At 67.7% G+C, this 16,572-nt stretch carries 14 protein-coding genes; 5 read left to right on the top strand and 9 right to left on the bottom strand.

Going from position 1 to position 16,572, the window contains the following annotated elements:
* The first annotated feature begins 140 nt into the window (after positions 1-140).
* Complete coding sequence (locus tag UA74_RS11350; protein ID WP_075743682.1) at positions 141-2,675, top strand: ribonucleoside-diphosphate reductase subunit alpha; 2,535 nt, start codon at positions 141-143, stop codon at positions 2,673-2,675.
* A gap of 94 nt (positions 2,676-2,769) precedes the next feature.
* Positions 2,770-3,858 carry a ribonucleotide-diphosphate reductase subunit beta gene (locus UA74_RS11345; protein ID WP_075740223.1) on the top strand — a complete coding sequence of 363 codons (1,089 nt, stop codon included), beginning with the start codon at positions 2,770-2,772 and terminating at the stop codon, positions 3,856-3,858.
* A 384-nt stretch (positions 3,859-4,242) separates the two neighbouring features.
* Here the strand turns inward: UA74_RS11345 and UA74_RS11335 are convergent, their stop codons facing one another.
* Positions 4,243-4,740: a winged helix-turn-helix transcriptional regulator gene (locus tag UA74_RS11335; protein ID WP_232237725.1), complete on the bottom strand. Its 498-nt coding sequence runs from the start codon at positions 4,738-4,740 to the stop codon at positions 4,243-4,245.
* A 143-nt stretch (positions 4,741-4,883) separates the two neighbouring features.
* On the opposite strand from UA74_RS11335, the gene UA74_RS11330 reads away from it, so the two are divergent.
* A complete protein-coding gene (locus tag UA74_RS11330; protein ID WP_075743680.1) occupies positions 4,884-5,612 on the top strand; it encodes an SDR family NAD(P)-dependent oxidoreductase in 729 nt (242 codons plus the stop codon).
* 78 nt (positions 5,613-5,690) lie between these two features.
* On the opposite strand, the gene UA74_RS11325 is transcribed toward UA74_RS11330, so the two are convergent.
* A complete protein-coding gene (locus tag UA74_RS11325; protein ID WP_075743679.1) occupies positions 5,691-6,884 on the bottom strand; it encodes an aminotransferase class V-fold PLP-dependent enzyme in 1,194 nt (397 codons plus the stop codon).
* Between the two features lie 463 nt (positions 6,885-7,347).
* Between UA74_RS11325 and UA74_RS11320 the strand changes: the two genes are divergently transcribed.
* The gene (locus UA74_RS11320) at positions 7,348-8,154 is read left to right on the top strand and encodes a S1 family peptidase (protein WP_075740221.1); all 807 of its coding nucleotides are present in this window, start codon (positions 7,348-7,350) and stop codon (positions 8,152-8,154) included.
* Between the two features lie 256 nt (positions 8,155-8,410).
* Here the strand turns inward: UA74_RS11320 and UA74_RS11315 are convergent, their stop codons facing one another.
* From UA74_RS11315 to UA74_RS11290, 7 genes are all read right to left on the bottom strand, one after another.
* Positions 8,411-9,298 carry an LLM class F420-dependent oxidoreductase gene (locus UA74_RS11315; protein WP_075743678.1) on the bottom strand — a complete coding sequence of 296 codons (888 nt, stop codon included), beginning with the start codon at positions 9,296-9,298 and terminating at the stop codon, positions 8,411-8,413.
* A gap of 841 nt (positions 9,299-10,139) precedes the next feature.
* Entirely contained in the window at positions 10,140-12,653 is a 2,514-nt protein-coding gene (locus UA74_RS11310) for a S8 family serine peptidase (protein ID WP_157442206.1), read from the bottom strand.
* Between the two features lie 494 nt (positions 12,654-13,147).
* Positions 13,148-13,432, bottom strand: a complete 285-nt coding sequence (locus UA74_RS11305; RefSeq protein WP_157442205.1) for a hypothetical protein — start codon at positions 13,430-13,432, stop codon at positions 13,148-13,150.
* A 179-nt stretch (positions 13,433-13,611) separates the two neighbouring features.
* On the bottom strand, positions 13,612-13,884 hold the full coding sequence (locus UA74_RS11300; RefSeq protein ID WP_157434120.1) for a hypothetical protein: 273 nt from the start codon (positions 13,882-13,884) through the stop codon (positions 13,612-13,614).
* A gap of 92 nt (positions 13,885-13,976) precedes the next feature.
* Complete coding sequence (locus UA74_RS31715) at positions 13,977-14,660, bottom strand: hypothetical protein (RefSeq protein WP_157442204.1); 684 nt, start codon at positions 14,658-14,660, stop codon at positions 13,977-13,979.
* A 239-nt stretch (positions 14,661-14,899) separates the two neighbouring features.
* Complete coding sequence (locus tag UA74_RS11295; protein ID WP_075740217.1) at positions 14,900-15,079, bottom strand: DUF397 domain-containing protein; 180 nt, start codon at positions 15,077-15,079, stop codon at positions 14,900-14,902.
* A 2-nt stretch (positions 15,080-15,081) separates the two neighbouring features.
* Positions 15,082-15,945 carry a helix-turn-helix domain-containing protein gene (locus UA74_RS11290; RefSeq protein WP_075764339.1) on the bottom strand — a complete coding sequence of 288 codons (864 nt, stop codon included), beginning with the start codon at positions 15,943-15,945 and terminating at the stop codon, positions 15,082-15,084.
* 261 nt (positions 15,946-16,206) lie between these two features.
* On the opposite strand from UA74_RS11290, the gene UA74_RS11285 reads away from it, so the two are divergent.
* On the top strand, positions 16,207-16,500 hold the full coding sequence (locus UA74_RS11285; RefSeq protein ID WP_075764337.1) for a hypothetical protein: 294 nt from the start codon (positions 16,207-16,209) through the stop codon (positions 16,498-16,500).
* Positions 16,501-16,572 lie beyond the last annotated feature (72 nt).

Below are 16,572 nucleotides of genomic sequence, written 5' to 3'. Positions count from 1 at the left end.
GGATCATGCCATCGGCAGGTCCGCGTGCTGCCGCGCGCTCCTCCTCGGGGGTGAACCGATGCCGCCCCGGCTACGAGGAGACCACCGTGACCGTCGAGTCACTCCGACCAGCACGACCCGTTCAGGCAGATCGCCGCGCGATCGCCGAGGGGATTCCCGCCTCCGCCGCTCCCGCGCCGCTTGAACTTCCCGATCGGGTGATCCGGGTCAAGGACGCGGACGGCGCTCTCGCTCCACTCGACGTCGAACGGCTCGCCGCGACCGTGCACGAGGCGTGTGCCGGGCTGGCAGGCGTCACCGCGCAGACCGTCCTCGACGAGACGGTGCGCAACCTCTACGACGGCATCGACGCCGACGAGCTGGCGCTGGCCCAGATCATGGCCGCCCGCAGCATGGTCGAGATCGAGCCGCACTACTCGCAGGTGGCCGCCCGGCTGCTGTTGGAGAAGCTGCGTGCCGAGGCGTTGACCTTCCTCGGCCGCCCCGTGCCCGACGCGAGCCCCGAGGCGGTCGCGGCGAGTTACCCGGCCGCCTTCGAGGCCTTCGTGCGGCGCGGCATCGCCCTGGACCTGCTCGACCCGACCCTCGCCGACTTCGACCTCGGCCGGATCGCCGCCGCGCTGCGCCCGGAGCGCGATCGGGACTTCCAGTTCCTCGGCCTCCAGACGCTCTACGACCGCTACCTCCAGCACAGCGGCGGCGTGCGGTTCGAACTGCCGCAGATGTTCTTCATGCGCGTCGCGATGGGCCTGGCACTGCGCGAGGACGAGCGCGAGGCGCGGGCGATCGAGTTCTACGAGCTGCTGTCCACCTTCGCCTTCATGTGCTCCACCCCGACGCTGTTCAACTCGGGCACCACCCGACCGCAGCTCTCGTCCTGCTTCCTCACCACCGTCGAGGACGACCTGAGCGGGATCTTCCACGGCATCCGCAACAACGCCATGCTGTCGAAGTACGCGGGCGGACTCGGCAACGACTGGACGCCGGTCCGCGGCCTCGGCGCGCACATCAAGGGCACCAACGGCAGCTCGCAGGGCGTCGTCCCCTTCCTGAAGATCGCCAACGACACGGCGGTGGCCGTGAACCAGGGCGGCAAGCGGCTCGGTGCGGTCTGCGCCTACCTGGAGACCTGGCACGTCGATGTCGAGGAGTTCCTCGACCTGCGCAAGAACACCGGCGACGACCGGCGCCGCACCCACGACATGAACACGGCGAACTGGGTTCCCGACGAGTTCCTCCGCCGCGTCGAGGCCGACGACCAGTGGACGCTGTTCTCCCCCGACGAGGTCCCCGACCTGCACGACCTCTACGGCACCGCGTTCGCCGAGCGGTACCGGGAGTACGAGCGGGCCGCCGACCGGGGTGAGATCAGGGTCTTCCGCCGGGTCCGGGCCGTCGAGCTGTGGCGGCGGATGCTGACCATGCTGTTCGAGACCGGCCACCCGTGGATCACCTTCAAGGACCCGTGCAACCTGCGCTCGCCGCAGCAGCACATCGGCGTGGTGCACTCGTCGAACCTGTGCACCGAGATCACGCTGAACACCTCCGCCGACGAGGTCGCCGTCTGCAACCTCGGGTCGGTCAACCTGGCCGAGCACCTGCGCCCCGGCCCCGACGGACGGCTGGAGCTGGATCGGGAGCGGCTGGCCGCCACCGTCACCACCGCCGTGCGGATGCTGGACAACGTCATCGACGTGAACTTCTACACGATCCCCGAGGCACGACGGTCGAACCTGCGGCACCGCCCGGTCGGCCTGGGCATGATGGGCTTCCAGGACGCCCTGTTCCAGCTCGGTCTGCCGATCGCCTCCGATGAGGCGGTGGCCTTCGCCGACCGCAGCATGGAGGAGATCAGCTACCACGCCATCGCCGCGTCCAGCGAGCTGGCGGCGCAGCGCGGCAGCTACGAGTCCTACGCGGGCTCGCTGTGGAGCCGGGGCGTGCTGCCCATCGACTCGATCGCCCTGCTGGCCGAGCAGCGGCAGAGCGGCGACCTGGTCATGGACACGACGTCCACGATGGACTGGCAGTCCCTGCGCGAACGGGTCCGCACCGTCGGAATGCGCAATTCGAACGTGATGGCCATCGCGCCGACCGCGACCATCGCCAACATCTGCGGCGTGAGCCAGTCCATCGAGCCGCAGTATCAGAACCTGTTCGTGAAGTCGAACATGTCCGGCGACTTCACCGTGGTCAACCCGCATCTGGTGGCCGCGCTGAAGGAGCGGGGTCTGTGGGACGAGCAGATGATCGCCGACCTGAAGCGTCACGACGGCAGGCTGGGCGCGATCGGCCGCGTGCCCGCGGAGCTGCGCTCGCTCTACGCCACGGCGTTCGAGATCGACCCGAAGTGGCTGGTGCTGGCCGCCTCCCGCAGGCAGAAGTGGCTCGACCAGGCGCAGTCGCTGAACCTCTACCTGGCCGAGCCCAGCGGCCGCAAGCTCGACACCCTGTACCGGCTGGCCTGGCGCTCCGGCCTGAAGACCACGTACTACCTGCGGGCGCAGAGCGCCACCCACGTGGAGAAGAGCACGTTGCAGGGCACCGACGGCAGGCTCAACGCGGTCCAGGCGGGCGGACCAGCACCGACGCCCGTCCCGGCGGCCGAGGTTCCCGTCGCCATCTCGGCGGCGGCCTGCGCGATCGACGAGCCGGATTGCGAGGCCTGCCAGTGACCAGGACGCACCCGATCACCCGGCCGACCGCCGGAGCAGGCACGGGGCCCGGCAGCAGGGCCGCCACCGAACACGAGCGCAACGGAGCAGACCGATGACCGGAGTCGAGACGCAGCGCACCGCCCCCGTCGAGGGCAGCGGCCTCGGCGAGATCGACCGCCAGGGCGGCCGGGTCGACGTCGACGACAAGGCGATGATCAACGCCAGGGCAGACGTCAATCAGCTGCTGCCGCTGAAGTACCGCTGGGCCTGGGAGAAGTACCTCGCGGGCTGTAACAACCACTGGATGCCCACCGAGGTCTCCATGCAGGCCGACATCGCGCTGTGGAAGTCCGCCGACGGGCTGACCGACGACGAGCGTCGGATGATCAAGCGCAATCTGGGCTTCTTCGCCACCTCGGAGTCGCTGGTCGCGAACAACATCGTGCTGGCGGTGTACCGGCAGCTCACCAACCCGGAGTGCAGGCAGTACCTGCTCCGCCAGGCGTTCGAGGAGGCCGTGCACACGCACACCTTCCAGTACATCTGCGAGAGCCTCGGCCTGGACGAGGGCGAACTGTTCAACATGTACCGGGAGGTGCCCTCGATCACCGCGAAGGCGGCGTGGGCACTGGAGTACACCCGCAACCTGGAGGACCCGGAGTTCCGCACCGGGACCTTCGAGGCCGACCAGGCCTTCCTGCGGGACCTGGTGGCCTTCTACGTGATCTTCGAGGGCATGTGGTTCTACACCGGCTTCGCCCAGATCCTCTCGCTGGGCAGGCGGCACAAGATGGTCGGCATCGCCGAGCAGTACCAGTACATCCTGCGGGACGAGTCGATCCACCTGAACTTCGGCATCGACGCCATCAACCAGATCAAGATCGAGAACCCTCGGCTGTGGACCGAGGAGTTCCAGGACGAGGTGCGGCGGATGCTCGTCGAGGCCTGTGAGCTGGAGGTGGCCTACGGCCACGACACGATGCCCAGGGGCGTGCTCGGCATCAACGCCGACGCCTGCGAGCAGTACATGCACTTCATCACCAACCGACGCTGCGTACAGCTCGGTCTGGAGCCGGTGTTTCCGGCGACGGAGAACCCCTTCCCGTGGATGTCGGAGATGATCGACCTCAAGAAGGAGAAGAACTTCTTCGAGACGCGGGTGAACGAGTACCAGACCGGCGGGGCGCTGGACTGGGACTGATCGGGTAGCGATCAGGGGGAGGTGGTCGGTGATCATGTCAGCGCTGTACTCGCTGCCTTCTTCTCCGAACGTGCGGGGAAGAACGATCTGTCCGAGCACCTCCCCCACCTCGGTGTGCCGGTCCGGCTCAGCCGAGGGCACCGGGGCCGCGCCGCAGACTCGACCTCGCGGAGCCGGACCGGACAGCGCCTCGGCGTGAGACCGACCCAGCCGGTTTGCGAAGAGGAGCCGGTCGGAGTGCGTGCGGAACAGATCACGTCGGCATAGATCAGGTCGGCCACGAAACACGAGTTCCGGCAGTCCTCGGAACTGCCGACCGGCAGGCATGACGAGTAGTAGGCCTGCGGCCTGCGGCGGCACTCGCGTCCCGGCTGTCCGATGCCGCTATCCCATGCCTGCTATCCGATGCTCCGGCAGCGTCGACCGCCGAGCCGTACCCGCGTCGCTGCTCGGGCCCGTCGTCCCCTCGTCGTAGCGGCTGCGGTTCTCGTTGATCTCCACGCGGTGGTCCCTGGCCCAGTCGGAGAGTCCGATCACCGCGTCGAGCAGCGTCTCGCCGAGTCCGGTAAGCGCATAGTCCACCCTGGGCGGGACGCTCGCGTAGACGGTGCGTGTGAGCAGCCCGTCGCGTTCGAGCTGGCGCAGGGTCAGGGTCAGCATCCGCTGCGAGATGCCCGTGACGGTGCGATGCAGCTCGCCGAAGCGGAGGGTTCCCTCCGCCAGCGCGCCGATCACCAGCACGCTCCACTTGTCACCCACCCTGCCGAGGATCGAGAGCACCTGGCGGCAGACCTCCTCGGCGGGCTCTGCCGTGCCCGGCTCCGGCCATGGCGAGGACGGCAACGCGCGTCGCGTCGCCGCCGAGTCGCTGGTGGCGGCCAATGGTCACCTCCGTGTTCGTGACTGACATGAATGTGCCGTCTTGTGGCTGGACCCTCGATGACAAACGATGCTGCTACGCACAAAGCGTAAGTGTCGACGTCGGAGCCGTCATCCCCTGACGTCCTGAAGTGATCGGAGCGGTGATGAGCAAGACCTTGGTGATCGTCGGGGCGGGCCCGGGGCTGGGCATGGGCGTCGCACGGGCCTTCGGAGCCGAGGGGTTCCGGGTCGGGCTGATCGCCCGGAATCCCGCCACGCTGGCCGAGCTGACGGCGCAGCTTCAGGCGCGGGGCGTCACCGCGCGGGCCTTCCCGGCGGACATCCTGGACCGGGCATCGCTGGCCGACGCCCTGACCGCCGCGAAGGACGCCCTCGGCGAGATCGACGTGCTGGAGTACAGCCCCAGTCCGACGGGGAGCATCACCTCGGCCGCCGAGACCACCGTGGAGTCCGCCGCCGCGCAGTTCGCGTTGCACGTGCTCGGGGCGATCACCGCCGTCGGCCGGGTGCTACCCGACATGCTCGCCAAGGGGGCCGGGACCGTGCTGCTGACCACCGGGATCTCCGCCAGCGAGCCCGTGCCGATCCTGGCCAATGTCGGACTCGCCATGGCGGGCCTGCGGAACTGGGCACACACCCTGCACGAGGAGCTGGCACCACACGGCGTCCACGTCGCCACCGTGACGATCGGCACCCGCATCGCGGCGGGCGCGGGCGACGGCGATCCGGACGCGATCGGCGCCCGATACCTCGACCTGCATCGACACGCCGACCGCGTCGAGGAGGTCGTCGGCGATCTCGACGAGTTCCGGGCCCGACTCGCCGCGCACCTCGCAACGCAGGGCCCGCCCGTCGCCGCCGATCCTCGGTGACGCGAGCCAAGTCCAGCGGGCGACCTGCCCGGGTGCCGGACCAGGGGTGCCGGACGCCGGGCGCGCGGGAAGAACGCCTCAGCCCGCCCGGCGCCTCGACGACCGCGCCACCGCGTCGACGAGCCTGCTCAGCTCGTCCTCGGTGTTGTAGTAGTGCACCGACGCCCTGATCATCTCCGGCAGGTCGCGCGCGGTGAAGTCGTGCTGGGCGGACTCACGCCGCGACAGACTCGTGTTGATGTTCTCCGCGCCGAGCAGCCGCCGCAGCCGAGCCGACGGCAGGCTCGCGAGGCTGAAGGTGACGATCCCGCAGCGGCGCACCCCCTGATCATGGACGGTGACGCCGGGAATGTCCGCCAACGCGGTGCGCAGGCCTGCGGCCAGCCCGCTCACCCGCTCTTCGATGGCGTCCAGGCCCCAGGACAACGCGTGGTCCACCGCCGCACCGAGTCCCAGTACTGCAGCGACGTTCTTCTCCCAGAGTTCGAACCGCCTGCCGTCCTCGTGCACCTGGTAGGCGTCGGGCGCCGTCCACGTCGCCGAGTGCAGGTCGAGCACCGCCGGTTCGAGCTTCTTCCGCAGTCGCGGGCTGGTGTAGAGGAAGCCGGTGCCGCGCGGGCCGCGCAGATACTTGCGGCCGGTGGCGCTCAGCGCGTCGCAGCGCAGCCGGGCGACGTCGAGTTCGAGCTGACCAGCGGACTGGCAGGCGTCGAGGAGGAAGGGGATGCCCGCCTCCTCGGCGATCTCGCCGACCTGCTCGGCCGGATTGACCAGGCCGCCCTGGGTCGGGACGTGGGTCATGGTGATCAGTCGGACGCGGCCGTCGAGCCTGCGGCGGAGGTCCTCGACATCGACTTGGCCGCTCTCGTCGTCGGCGACGACCTCGATCTCGGCGCCGGTCCGCCGCGCCGTCTGCAACAGCGCGATGGCATTGCTGGCGTAATCGGCCTTGCAGGTCAGGATGCGGTCGCCCGGCACGAACGGGATCGAGTAGAACACCGCCTGCCAGGCACGGGTGGCACTGTCGGTGATCGAGACGTCCTCGGTCTCGGCTCCGATCAGGGCGGCGATCGACCGGTACACGGCGTCGACGCGAGGGGCCGCCTCCTCGGCGGCCTCGTAGCCGCCGCGCATCGCCTCGGCACGCAGGTGCTCCACGACGATGTCGGTGACGGGCGCGGGCGGCAGCGCCGCCCCCGCGTTGTTGAGGTGCACGACCTCACCACAGCCCAGGGTGAGGGCTCGCGCCCTGGCGACGTCCGTATCCGTCATCGAGACCATCGTCTCTGGATACCGGTCGCGTCGACGGCGGGCAAGCACCGGACCGCGTCGGCCGGGCGCAGCCCATGCGGACCGCGCGGGACGCGCCCCGTTCGCCCGTCCGCAGCACGAGGACGAGGCGGCCGGACACCCGTCGCGTCGCAGGCAGGCCGCGCCGATCAACCCGAAGATTGATCACGCTCAGTGAGGAATGTGCGGCGTCTGGCCGGTCGCGCCGAAGGACCTGCGACGGTCCTCACTGGACGACACATTGTGATCACTCTTCGCATCGGAATCGTCACTGAGCACATATTTCGGGTGATCACGTTCGCCCCAGATGACATTTCCGTCACCGGTTCCACTCTCGAGGCCCCCTATCGGTGCTAGGTAACCCAAACGGACGATTGTCAGTGATTCACCGTCTCTGTTGATGTGAAAGGCGCTCGACCAGGAACATGAGACGAAGGAGAACCACATGGCGATCACCCTGCCTCGCCTGCGGACGCTGCTCGGAGCATCACTGGCGGCGGTGTCGCTCAGCGTCACCGGGTTTGGCGTCGCGACGGCGGCCGACGACCCCGCCACGGACCCGATCGAGACCCGGGTGATCGGCGGTGAGCGGGCGTCCATCGACGACTACCCGTACACGGTCTACCTCGCCACGTCGACGGGTTTCCAGTTCTGCGGCGGCGCGCTCGTCGCCCCGGACAAGGTCGCCACCGCCGCGCACTGCGTGGACGGCGACAGCCCGTCTTCGGTGGACGTGGTCGCGGGCCGCGAGGACAAGCAGGGCACGGCAGGCGAGGTCGTCGGCGTCACCGACATCTGGGTGCACCCGGACTACGTCACGGCGACCTCGGGCGAGGACGTCGCGGTGCTGACGCTGGAGACCTCGCTGCCCTACGAGACCATCGATCTGGCGTCGTCGGCCGACGACGCCCTCTACGCGCAGGGCAACTCCGCGACGGTCCTGGGCTGGGGCACCACGGAGACCGGATCGAGCTCGCGGTACCTGCTGGAGGCGGTGGTCCCGCTGACCAGTGATGCCACCTGCTCCGACGCCTACGGCAGCTCCTACGGCAGCGACTCGATGATCTGCGCTGGTTATCCCGAGGGCGGCATCGACGCCTGCCAGGGCGACTCCGGCGGACCGCTGGTCGTGGACGGCGTGCTGGTCGGCCTGACCTCCTGGGGCCGAGGCTGCGCCCAGGCAGGCTTCCCCGGCGTCTACACGCGGGTCGGCGCCTACACCGCCGACATCGAGGCGCAGATCGCCTCCTGATCACCACCCTTCGCTTCGGCGGCGGGCAGGCCCCTCCTCCTGCCCGCCGCCGTCGTCTCGCAGGCGGACTCACCCCGCCATACGCAGACGTCCCGGCCTGCCGTCCGCAGCGGGCCGGACCCGGATCAGCGTCTCGCTCGATCCCGCCGTGTGTCGGTCCCGCCCGTCCGCTCCGTGCTCGGGCCGATCCCGATTGGACCCGCTCGGCCGGGCACGCGGGCCGCCCCGCGACGGCCCCGCCCGCGCAGAACCGGGTTCAGGACCTCGCCGCCCCCAGCTCGGCGAGCCGAGGCACGACGGGTGCGACGCCGTCGATCCAGGCGGCAGGTGAACCGGTCGTCGGGGTCACGATGGCGGTGTGCACGCCGAGTTCGGCGTAGTCCGCCATCGTCCGCACGAATGCGTCGTGGGCGGCCGAGTCCGGCTCGAGACCCGAGGCGAGGATCGTCTTTCGGATCTCGTCGTAGTCCCGGCCCACGTCGTCGCAGTGCCGTCGCAGCACGTCGAGCTTGTGGCGGACCTCCTCGGTCGAGGAGGCGAACAGGTTGCAGGCGTCGCCGTACTGCGCGACCAGCCGCAGGGTCTTGCGCTCCCCGCCGCCGCCGATGAGGACCTTCGGCCGGTGGATCGGCTGCGGTGCGCAGATCGTCTCGGCCAGCTGATAGTGCCTGCCCTCGAACGATCCGTTGTTCTCCGCGTCCCACATCTGCCCGCAGATGCGCAGCGTCTCCTCCAGCCGCTCGAACCGTTCGGCCACCGGCGGATACGGCACGCCCAGCCCGAGATGCTCGCGCTCGAACCACGCGGCACCGATGCCCAGTGCCGCACGCCCGCCGGACAGGACGTCCAACGTGGTGACGGTCTTGGCTAGCAGGCCAGGATGCCGATAGGTCACCCCAGTGACGAGCAGCCCGAGCTCGATCGTGGTGGTGTGGGCGGCCAGGAAGCCCAGTGCGGTGTAGCCCTCCAGCATGTTCGACTCCGCAGGCAGGCCGGTCTGCTCGATCTGGAAGAAGTGGTCCATGAAGGACAGCCAGACTGCACCGGACGCCTCCGCCGCCGTGCCGACTCTGGCCAGTTCACCGGCGATGGCGGAGGTGCCGCCGTCGATGTCGAAGATGGGGAGATGAAAGCCGAGCTCCATGAATGCGGTGCCTTCCTCACGAAGGAGAACGATTCGGTACGAGGCAGCCGGCACCCGCGCGGTTCCGTGCGGGCATCGGCGAAGCAGGCGGAATGACGGTGAATCGCCGGACGATCCGACGGGGAGAGGCGTGCCCCATTCGGCGTCGCCACCGGGGCGACCACGCCGGGTACGACCACCGCCGACCTGCCGTACACCGACGACCCTAGCCCTCGATCGCGGCTGCCGCTCGTGCCTGGCAACGCCGGATTCGCACCGCAGGCATGATCTTCGTCAACTGGCCGGGGAGATCATCTCCCGGTATAATGGGATCGGCGCCGGAGTCGTGTTCATTGCACCCTTCGACCAGCGTCGATCGCGGATACCACAGCTCCGGCGGCCCTGTGGCCTGCCGAGCACGCGCCGCCGAAGCGGATTCACGGTTTCCGATATCGCGTAGGGAAGATGTGGTCAATTCGTTCACCCGAATGCCGGAAACACTGTCCACTCTGGCCCGAGCGCGGCGGGAAAGAGATCGCGAAGCGTCCCTCTTGGCCGCTTTCCTCTTTCTACGGCTCGAATTCTTTCGCCGGGAATCCGGATGCGGTGCGGACAGAATCGACATCGAGCAGTCCGCTGCCTTGCGGGCCGAACATCAACCGCTGCGGTATTCCGCACGTCCACGCATCGGGTGTCTCCGCGTGCGCTGTTGACGCGAGAACGCGGGCGCCGGACGATCGTTTTCGTCCGACGCCCGCTGCCGATCATCCGGTGCGGCCGCCGCTACCGGGTCAGGTCCGTCTCGATCCCCGGGAATCGAGACGCCGCATCTCGGCAGGCGACATCCTGGGTGTCCGGCCGATCAGCCCGCGGCGATGTCGAGCGTGTCGAAGCGGATCGATGTCCCCGAGGACAGGACCGGGGCGCGGTAGGAGTACTGCAGTCCGTCGGTCCCGTCGGCGTTCTCGATGCCGACCGTGGTCCGCAGGCCCAGCGCGACGGGGTCGTCGGCGGGCAGGTCCGCATAGGAGAAGACGATCCCGCCCGCCTCGTGGAACTGCACGGCGAAGGTCAGTTCCGGCTCGAAGCTCAGCGGTCGTACGTCACGCCACTCGATGACGAACACCCGCTCGCCCGGCTCCCCGGAAAGCCCGGTGTAGACGCCTGCGGTCGCCTCGACGTTGATCGTGGTCCAGAAGGGAGCCACCACGGCATTCGGCGCGGCAGCCGCGGGTATCCGCGGGGTGGTGCCGCCGCCCGGCGACGGCGCCAGGAAGTTGAGGACGCCGTTGGAGCTGACGAAGGCCCGGCTGTACTGCTCGCCATAGAAGTCGACGGGAAACGGCAGTGTCACGGTCGTCACGGCGTCCCAGCCGGTGAGACTGAGCCGGTCCTCACCGGCGATGAAGACGTCCCCGCCGTCGCGACAGAAGTGGCCGTGGGAGTCCGTCACGTCGGGCAGGGTGAAGTCGACGACCACGGCGTCGCCCGCGACGACCACCTCCCTCGCGGCGGGAACGAGGCAGCCCGATCCGGTGGCGGACAGCTCGTAGGCGCCCTCCGGGACCGACTCGAAGACGAATCCCCCGTCCTGACCGGTGGTCTCCGACGGCAGCACGCCTCGGCCGATCGCGACCTCGATGCCGTCGAGGACCACACCACGGGAGTCCGACACCGTGCCTCGCACGTCGTGGGTGGGGAGGATCGTCAAGACCGTGTCGAACGTGGTGGTCTCGTCGGCGACGACGGTCGCGGCGCCGCTCTCCTCGCCGTAGCCGAACGCCGAGCCGGTGACGGTGTAGTCGCCCACCGCCAGCCGTCGGGTGAAGGTTCCATCCGTCCCCACGACGATGCTCCGGTGCTGCGGGCCCGCGATGGTCACCCTCGCGCCGCCGAGGGGCTCGCCGGTGTCCGCGTCGGTCACGGTGCCGGTGAGCTCGCCCGTCTCGGCGCGCGGTGCCGCGTCGACGGCGGCCAGGACGTCGAGCATGCCCTCGCCCCACACGTTGTTCTCGGCGGCGGTGCCGCCGCAGCTCGTGTCGTCGACGTCGATCGACGTGGCGCCCAGCAGCGCCCGGGTGCCCTCGATGTCGCCGACCAGGCTCGGCGCCGCCGACCACACCAGCGCGACCGCGCCCGCCACGTGCGGGGCGGCCATCGAGGTGCCGTTGAGGCTCGCGTAGCCGCCCCGGAGGACCGAGGAGCGGACGGCGACGCCCGGTGCGGCGATGCTCGGACGGATGTCGCCCGCAGGCCCGGGTCCCCGACTGGAGAACGCGGCGATGCCGCCGTCCGCCGCGTAGGCACCGACGGCGTAAGACTCGGGCGAGTGCGCAGGCGCCCCCGACGTGGTGCAGCCCGGACCGGAATTGCCGTTGGCGAAGAGACCGAAGATGCCCGAAGCGGTCCAGGCGGCGCTGATCTCGTCGTACCACGGGTCGAGGACCGTGCCGCCGGGCGAGCCCCAGGAGTTGTTGATCACGTGCGGCCGCAGGTCGGGGCGAGGATTCTCGCCGGCCAGGTCCGTGGGTGCGAGCATCCACTGCCCGGACTCCACCAGGCCGACGTCCGGGCAGCCGAGGTACAGGCAGCCCTTCGCGGCGATCCACTGGGCACCGGGCGCGACGCCGATCTGATTGCCCGCACCGTCCTCGCCCACCATCGTGCCGGTGACGTGGGTGCCGTGCCGGTGGTTGTCGCAGGGCACCAGCGACGGAGCGGCGCAGTCCGCCATGGGGTCGAACCAGTTGTAGTCGTGGTCGAAGCGTCCGTCACCGAGGTTGCCCCGATACGAGTCGACGAGTGCCGAGTGGTCGAACTCGGCACCGCTGTCGATGGGCGCCACGACGATGCCCTCGCCGGTGACGCCGTACTCGGACCACACGTCATCGGCGTTGATCGACTCGATGCCCCACTCGACGGTGTCGGCCGGGGTGTTCTCGGTGGTCTCGGTCGGTTCCGGCACCGCCAGTTCGGTGGGCAGCGCGACACGCTCGACGCCGGGCACCGTGGCGATCGAATCCGCCAGCGACTCGGAGGCGTCGCGGACCAGAATGCGGTTGGAGATCCAGTACGGCGTGAAGTCCGCGTCCGACTCGGTCAGGAGCGCGACGGCATCGGCCTGCGTGCGTTCGGCGTGGCCGCGCAGCGTGTCGACCACGGCCTGACCGCGTTCCGCCCAGTCGGCGACGCCTGCCGCCGCCGACAGATCAGCCTGATCGTCCAGGACGATCCAGACATCGGCGGAGTCCTGCTGGGCGAACGCCGCCAGCACGTCGGCATCGATCGAAGCAGGTTGGGCGCCGTGCTCGTCCGGCTGTTGCGCGACCGACGGCACGGCGGTGGCCGCGATCAACGCGGCCACCGCCGTGAACACCAGACCGATCGACCTCCGCGACCTCGGCGAGGTCGCGGAACGTCTTCTCGCGCGTTTCGGAATGACTGTTCTAGACACTGAAGATCCTCCTGGTAAGCCGGATACCGACGCCGCTACCGGTCACTCTGAAATCGCCGACGGGACAGGGCCCGCCCATCGGTCTGACCTCGCTGGTCGCACGGTCTCATTAAGATGATTCGGCGGAATGCCCGACGGGACCCCGAATTCAGGGTCATTGTCGGCGTGACAAAATCGGGTGTTCACCACGGCCAAGGCAACGTAACGCACGGCTGCCCGCCGATCACGAGTCGAGCAGACTCAGCCTGCGAACCAGAGGCTTTCGGGCATCGGAACCCTGCCCGAAAGCCTGCGCCGCGAATCAGCGGGCTGTCCGGTTCCGAGATATCAAGGGGCGGAACACGCTGCCGGACCGACCGACCCGTTGGCCCGATAATCCACCTAGGCGACGAGGCGACTCTTGTTTGGCGGTCCGGTCACGCACGCACCACCTCATCGGTGTCCGAGCGGTAGATCACCCGAACCGAGTCCGGCAGTTCCCCGGCGAGCCTGATCGCCAGTCTCCGGCCGGTCTCATCCCACGCCACCGCCTCGGCCTCGGTGTCGAACCCCGATTCGAGCGGATCATTCGGACGGTAGGTGTCCCGGAATGCCTGATCCCAGCCGGCCAGCTCGTCCGCGAGGCCCGCCGAGATCCCGTATCTCGTGCGGAAAGCGTCGATCGGACACGGCGTGCGGACCGAGTTCGTCGTCGTCACCACCCAGAGAGGATCAGCACCCCACTCGGAACTGACATGCACCGAGACGAAAACATCGCGATCGGCTTCCATCGGGACCTCACTTTATCGTGTGTGGCCCTTGACGAGAAGACATCAGGTGCCCTGGACCAAAATCCAGCTTCAGTAGTGGATCAAACTGCCGTCCTCCGAGCGGCAGCATGTTAAAAAGATCGTGTTCCACGCCGGATGATCTCGGTGCCGAAGTAACCGATGGTCATGTCGTCGGGTAGTTCTCGGGCAAGGTGCTCGGCCAGTGTTCGACCACGGCCCTGCCAGTCCTGCCGGACAGCGGGGGACTCGAACCGCCACAATTGAGGGTCGTCACCCCGGTAGATCGCGGTCAACTCGTCGTCCCAGGACGTGATCGCCTGTGCCAGAGAAGCAGGCAGCGGTAGGTAACGCTGAAATTCCTCGACGTCCAGCGGCACTCTCATCTGAGGTTCGTCCGCGAAGGTGACCCACAGGGGGCCTGCACCAAGCTCAGCCCAGAGGGTCACAGAGACGATCTCATCGTCTGGCACTACTCTCACCACCCGCGATAAGTCGCATCGTAATTAGCTCTTTCATTTCGACGCGCTCCCCGATAGGGGTTTCGCAAGCTGCGCATATTCGCCCCAATGATGAATCCGTTACTTCCCACCTGAACACCTACATATCGATCCTCATCATCGATGTTCACCTTGAAAATGGGACGAGAAGTCCGCCTTTTCCCTTGATCATATCCGCTGTATTGGCCACGCACGATGGCGGCAAGTACGAATGCGCCAATCGCCGGGCGTCCGATACCCTTCTCCGTGAACTCGTTCGCGTGAGACATGATATGCGCCAAGCCAGCTCCCTCATTCGACTCTTCGTCATGCCAACCGTTCTCAATCCAGACAATACGACCGTTCGGATCTACGCCGATAAACCGGACTTCTTCAGCCGAGATCTTCAGGCCTTGGCGGCGGGCTTCGGCAATCAACTTGGCACGGCATGAGTTTTCGGCTTCCGTCGTGGCTGTTGGTACTGCGCGCGGCAAGTCGTCATGATTTCCGCGGTCGGCGGCGGAGGTGTCTGCAATGTCGGCGACGACAACGGAAGGGTCGCCGACTTCGCCGAGAACGTCTCGGCGATAGCCGCGAATCAGCTCCTCCGCTGCGGTCAAGGTCTCCACCGCCGCACCCAGTTCCGGCTGTGTCCGATCGTGCATCAGCGACGCGGCGGCCACTGCGTCACTGTGGGACCCCTGAGTTCCCACAGCCATCAGCTCCGCCCCGTCGCGTGCGGCAGCCGAGGCCACGACCGCAGCCGATCGCGCCTCCGTGATCAGCGCCAGCGTTCGAGCCAACCCGGCAGACACTTCCTCCAACGACACCGCGCACCCCTCGCGGCCTGAGCGTGCCAAAGCTGATCAACCCGGACGTGAAGATCGGCAACGGACCACCCGTAAGAGTGACGAGGCGAGCGTCAGCCCGCAGATCGCCGCAAGAACGCGGCCCACGCTGCGGGCGTCACCGCCAGAACACCGCCACCCGGATTCTTGGAATCGCGCACGAAGACCGTCGGTTCGGTCATTCGCACCTCAACGCAGTTGTTACTGGCAGGGGTAGTTCTGCTGCTGGTAAACCAACCAGTGTCATATGGCATATCTACTGCTCCTTCAGTCTTTTGATCAGAAGACCCCGTGATTCCTCGGGTGACAACGCCAGCTGAGATACCCGGCCGAAGGCCCGAGCCATTGCGTCGATGTCCTGCTTCTGATCATGATAGGTACACGGCCCAAACAAGACCGAAACAAAGCCAATGGCGGGCGCAGCGACAAAGTCCAAGAGGATCAGGCCGCCGCCAGGAGCCGGATTATCCTTTGCACCAAACGGCAAAATTTGAATCGTGATGTCCGAGACTAGCTCGCCGAGCTGAAGCAGGTGCAGCACCTGACCACGCATCACGGCAGGCGAGCCGACGACGTAATGCAGAGCATCTTCCGTGAAAACGAAATGGAGCTTCTTCGGCGACGTCGCCTCGATGACCCGCCTCTGTTGAGCTAGCCGGAAATCGACCCGCCGGGCCAGCTCCTCCTCAGAAGACTCCCACCAGACACTGTTTCCCGCGTTCAACAATGCCCGAACATACTCAGGTGACTGCATGAGGCCTGGAACAGCACCGGCATCATAGCCGCGAATCTCGACTGCATCAGCCTCCAGATCGGCCAGCCGAGCGAAATCGCCGGGCAGCAGGTCTGTATAACCGCGCCGACGCTGCCGCTTGCGTGTCTCGGCACCGAGCGAGAGCACCGTCGCCCGTTCTTCCGCATCGACCTCGACGAAGTCCAGCAGCGTAGCGATCTCATCGGGACTGAGCGAACCGGTTCCCAGCTCGACACGGCTCAGGCGGGCCTGATCCTTGCCGATGGCGCGGGCGGTCTCGGCCTGCGAACGACCCGCGCGTTCACGCAGCCGCTTGAGCATGAGGCCGAGCTGGCGTCTCTCCACGGTCTGCCTGCCGCTGCTCACCGCACACCTTCTCCTCGTCTGGGTCAGGACTTCGTCTCGGTCAGAGCTCGTCGGGGTCGAAACTGTCGAGCCCTGATCCTGCTGGCCGGAGACGCCACAAGCACCACTCGAACAGGGGACATACAAGAGACATAAGTCTCACTAGGTTCATGACAAGAGACATAAGTCTCTTGGTTTCGATCTCTCACGAAACCCTATCGCCCACCCCATCCGGGGCCGACGGGTGATCAGACTGCATCGACCAGGGAAGAAGGTATCGCCATGGCCTCGTTCGTCAGCGATGACGCGATCAGCACGCACTCGTCCATCACCATCCCGGAGGAGACCCCCGTCGAGGTCCACGTCAGCGCGGACGGCACCGAGGTGAACGTGTCCTTCGGGGTGAACCAGCGGGTCATGCTGGACCTGCATCACTCGTCCTACGCCGTCCTGCTCGACTCGCTGTTGCACACCCGCGAGGTTCAGCAGGCCAAGTATGAGAAGGCGCTCGCCGAGAGTCGGGCGGCACTGGCCGCCATGGTCGCCCAGCAGCGGCCGGCGGGTGACAAGCACTGATCTCCGGCCGGAGCGTCGGCCGGGCCGCCCGAGTCCAGGCAGGACACCGGGGCTGCCTGACGCCCCGGCGGG

This window comes from Actinoalloteichus fjordicus, from assembly GCF_001941625.1.
GTDB lineage: Bacteria > Actinomycetota > Actinomycetes > Mycobacteriales > Pseudonocardiaceae > Actinoalloteichus_A > Actinoalloteichus_A fjordicus.
This window is presented reverse-complemented; position numbering and strand designations above follow the sequence as displayed.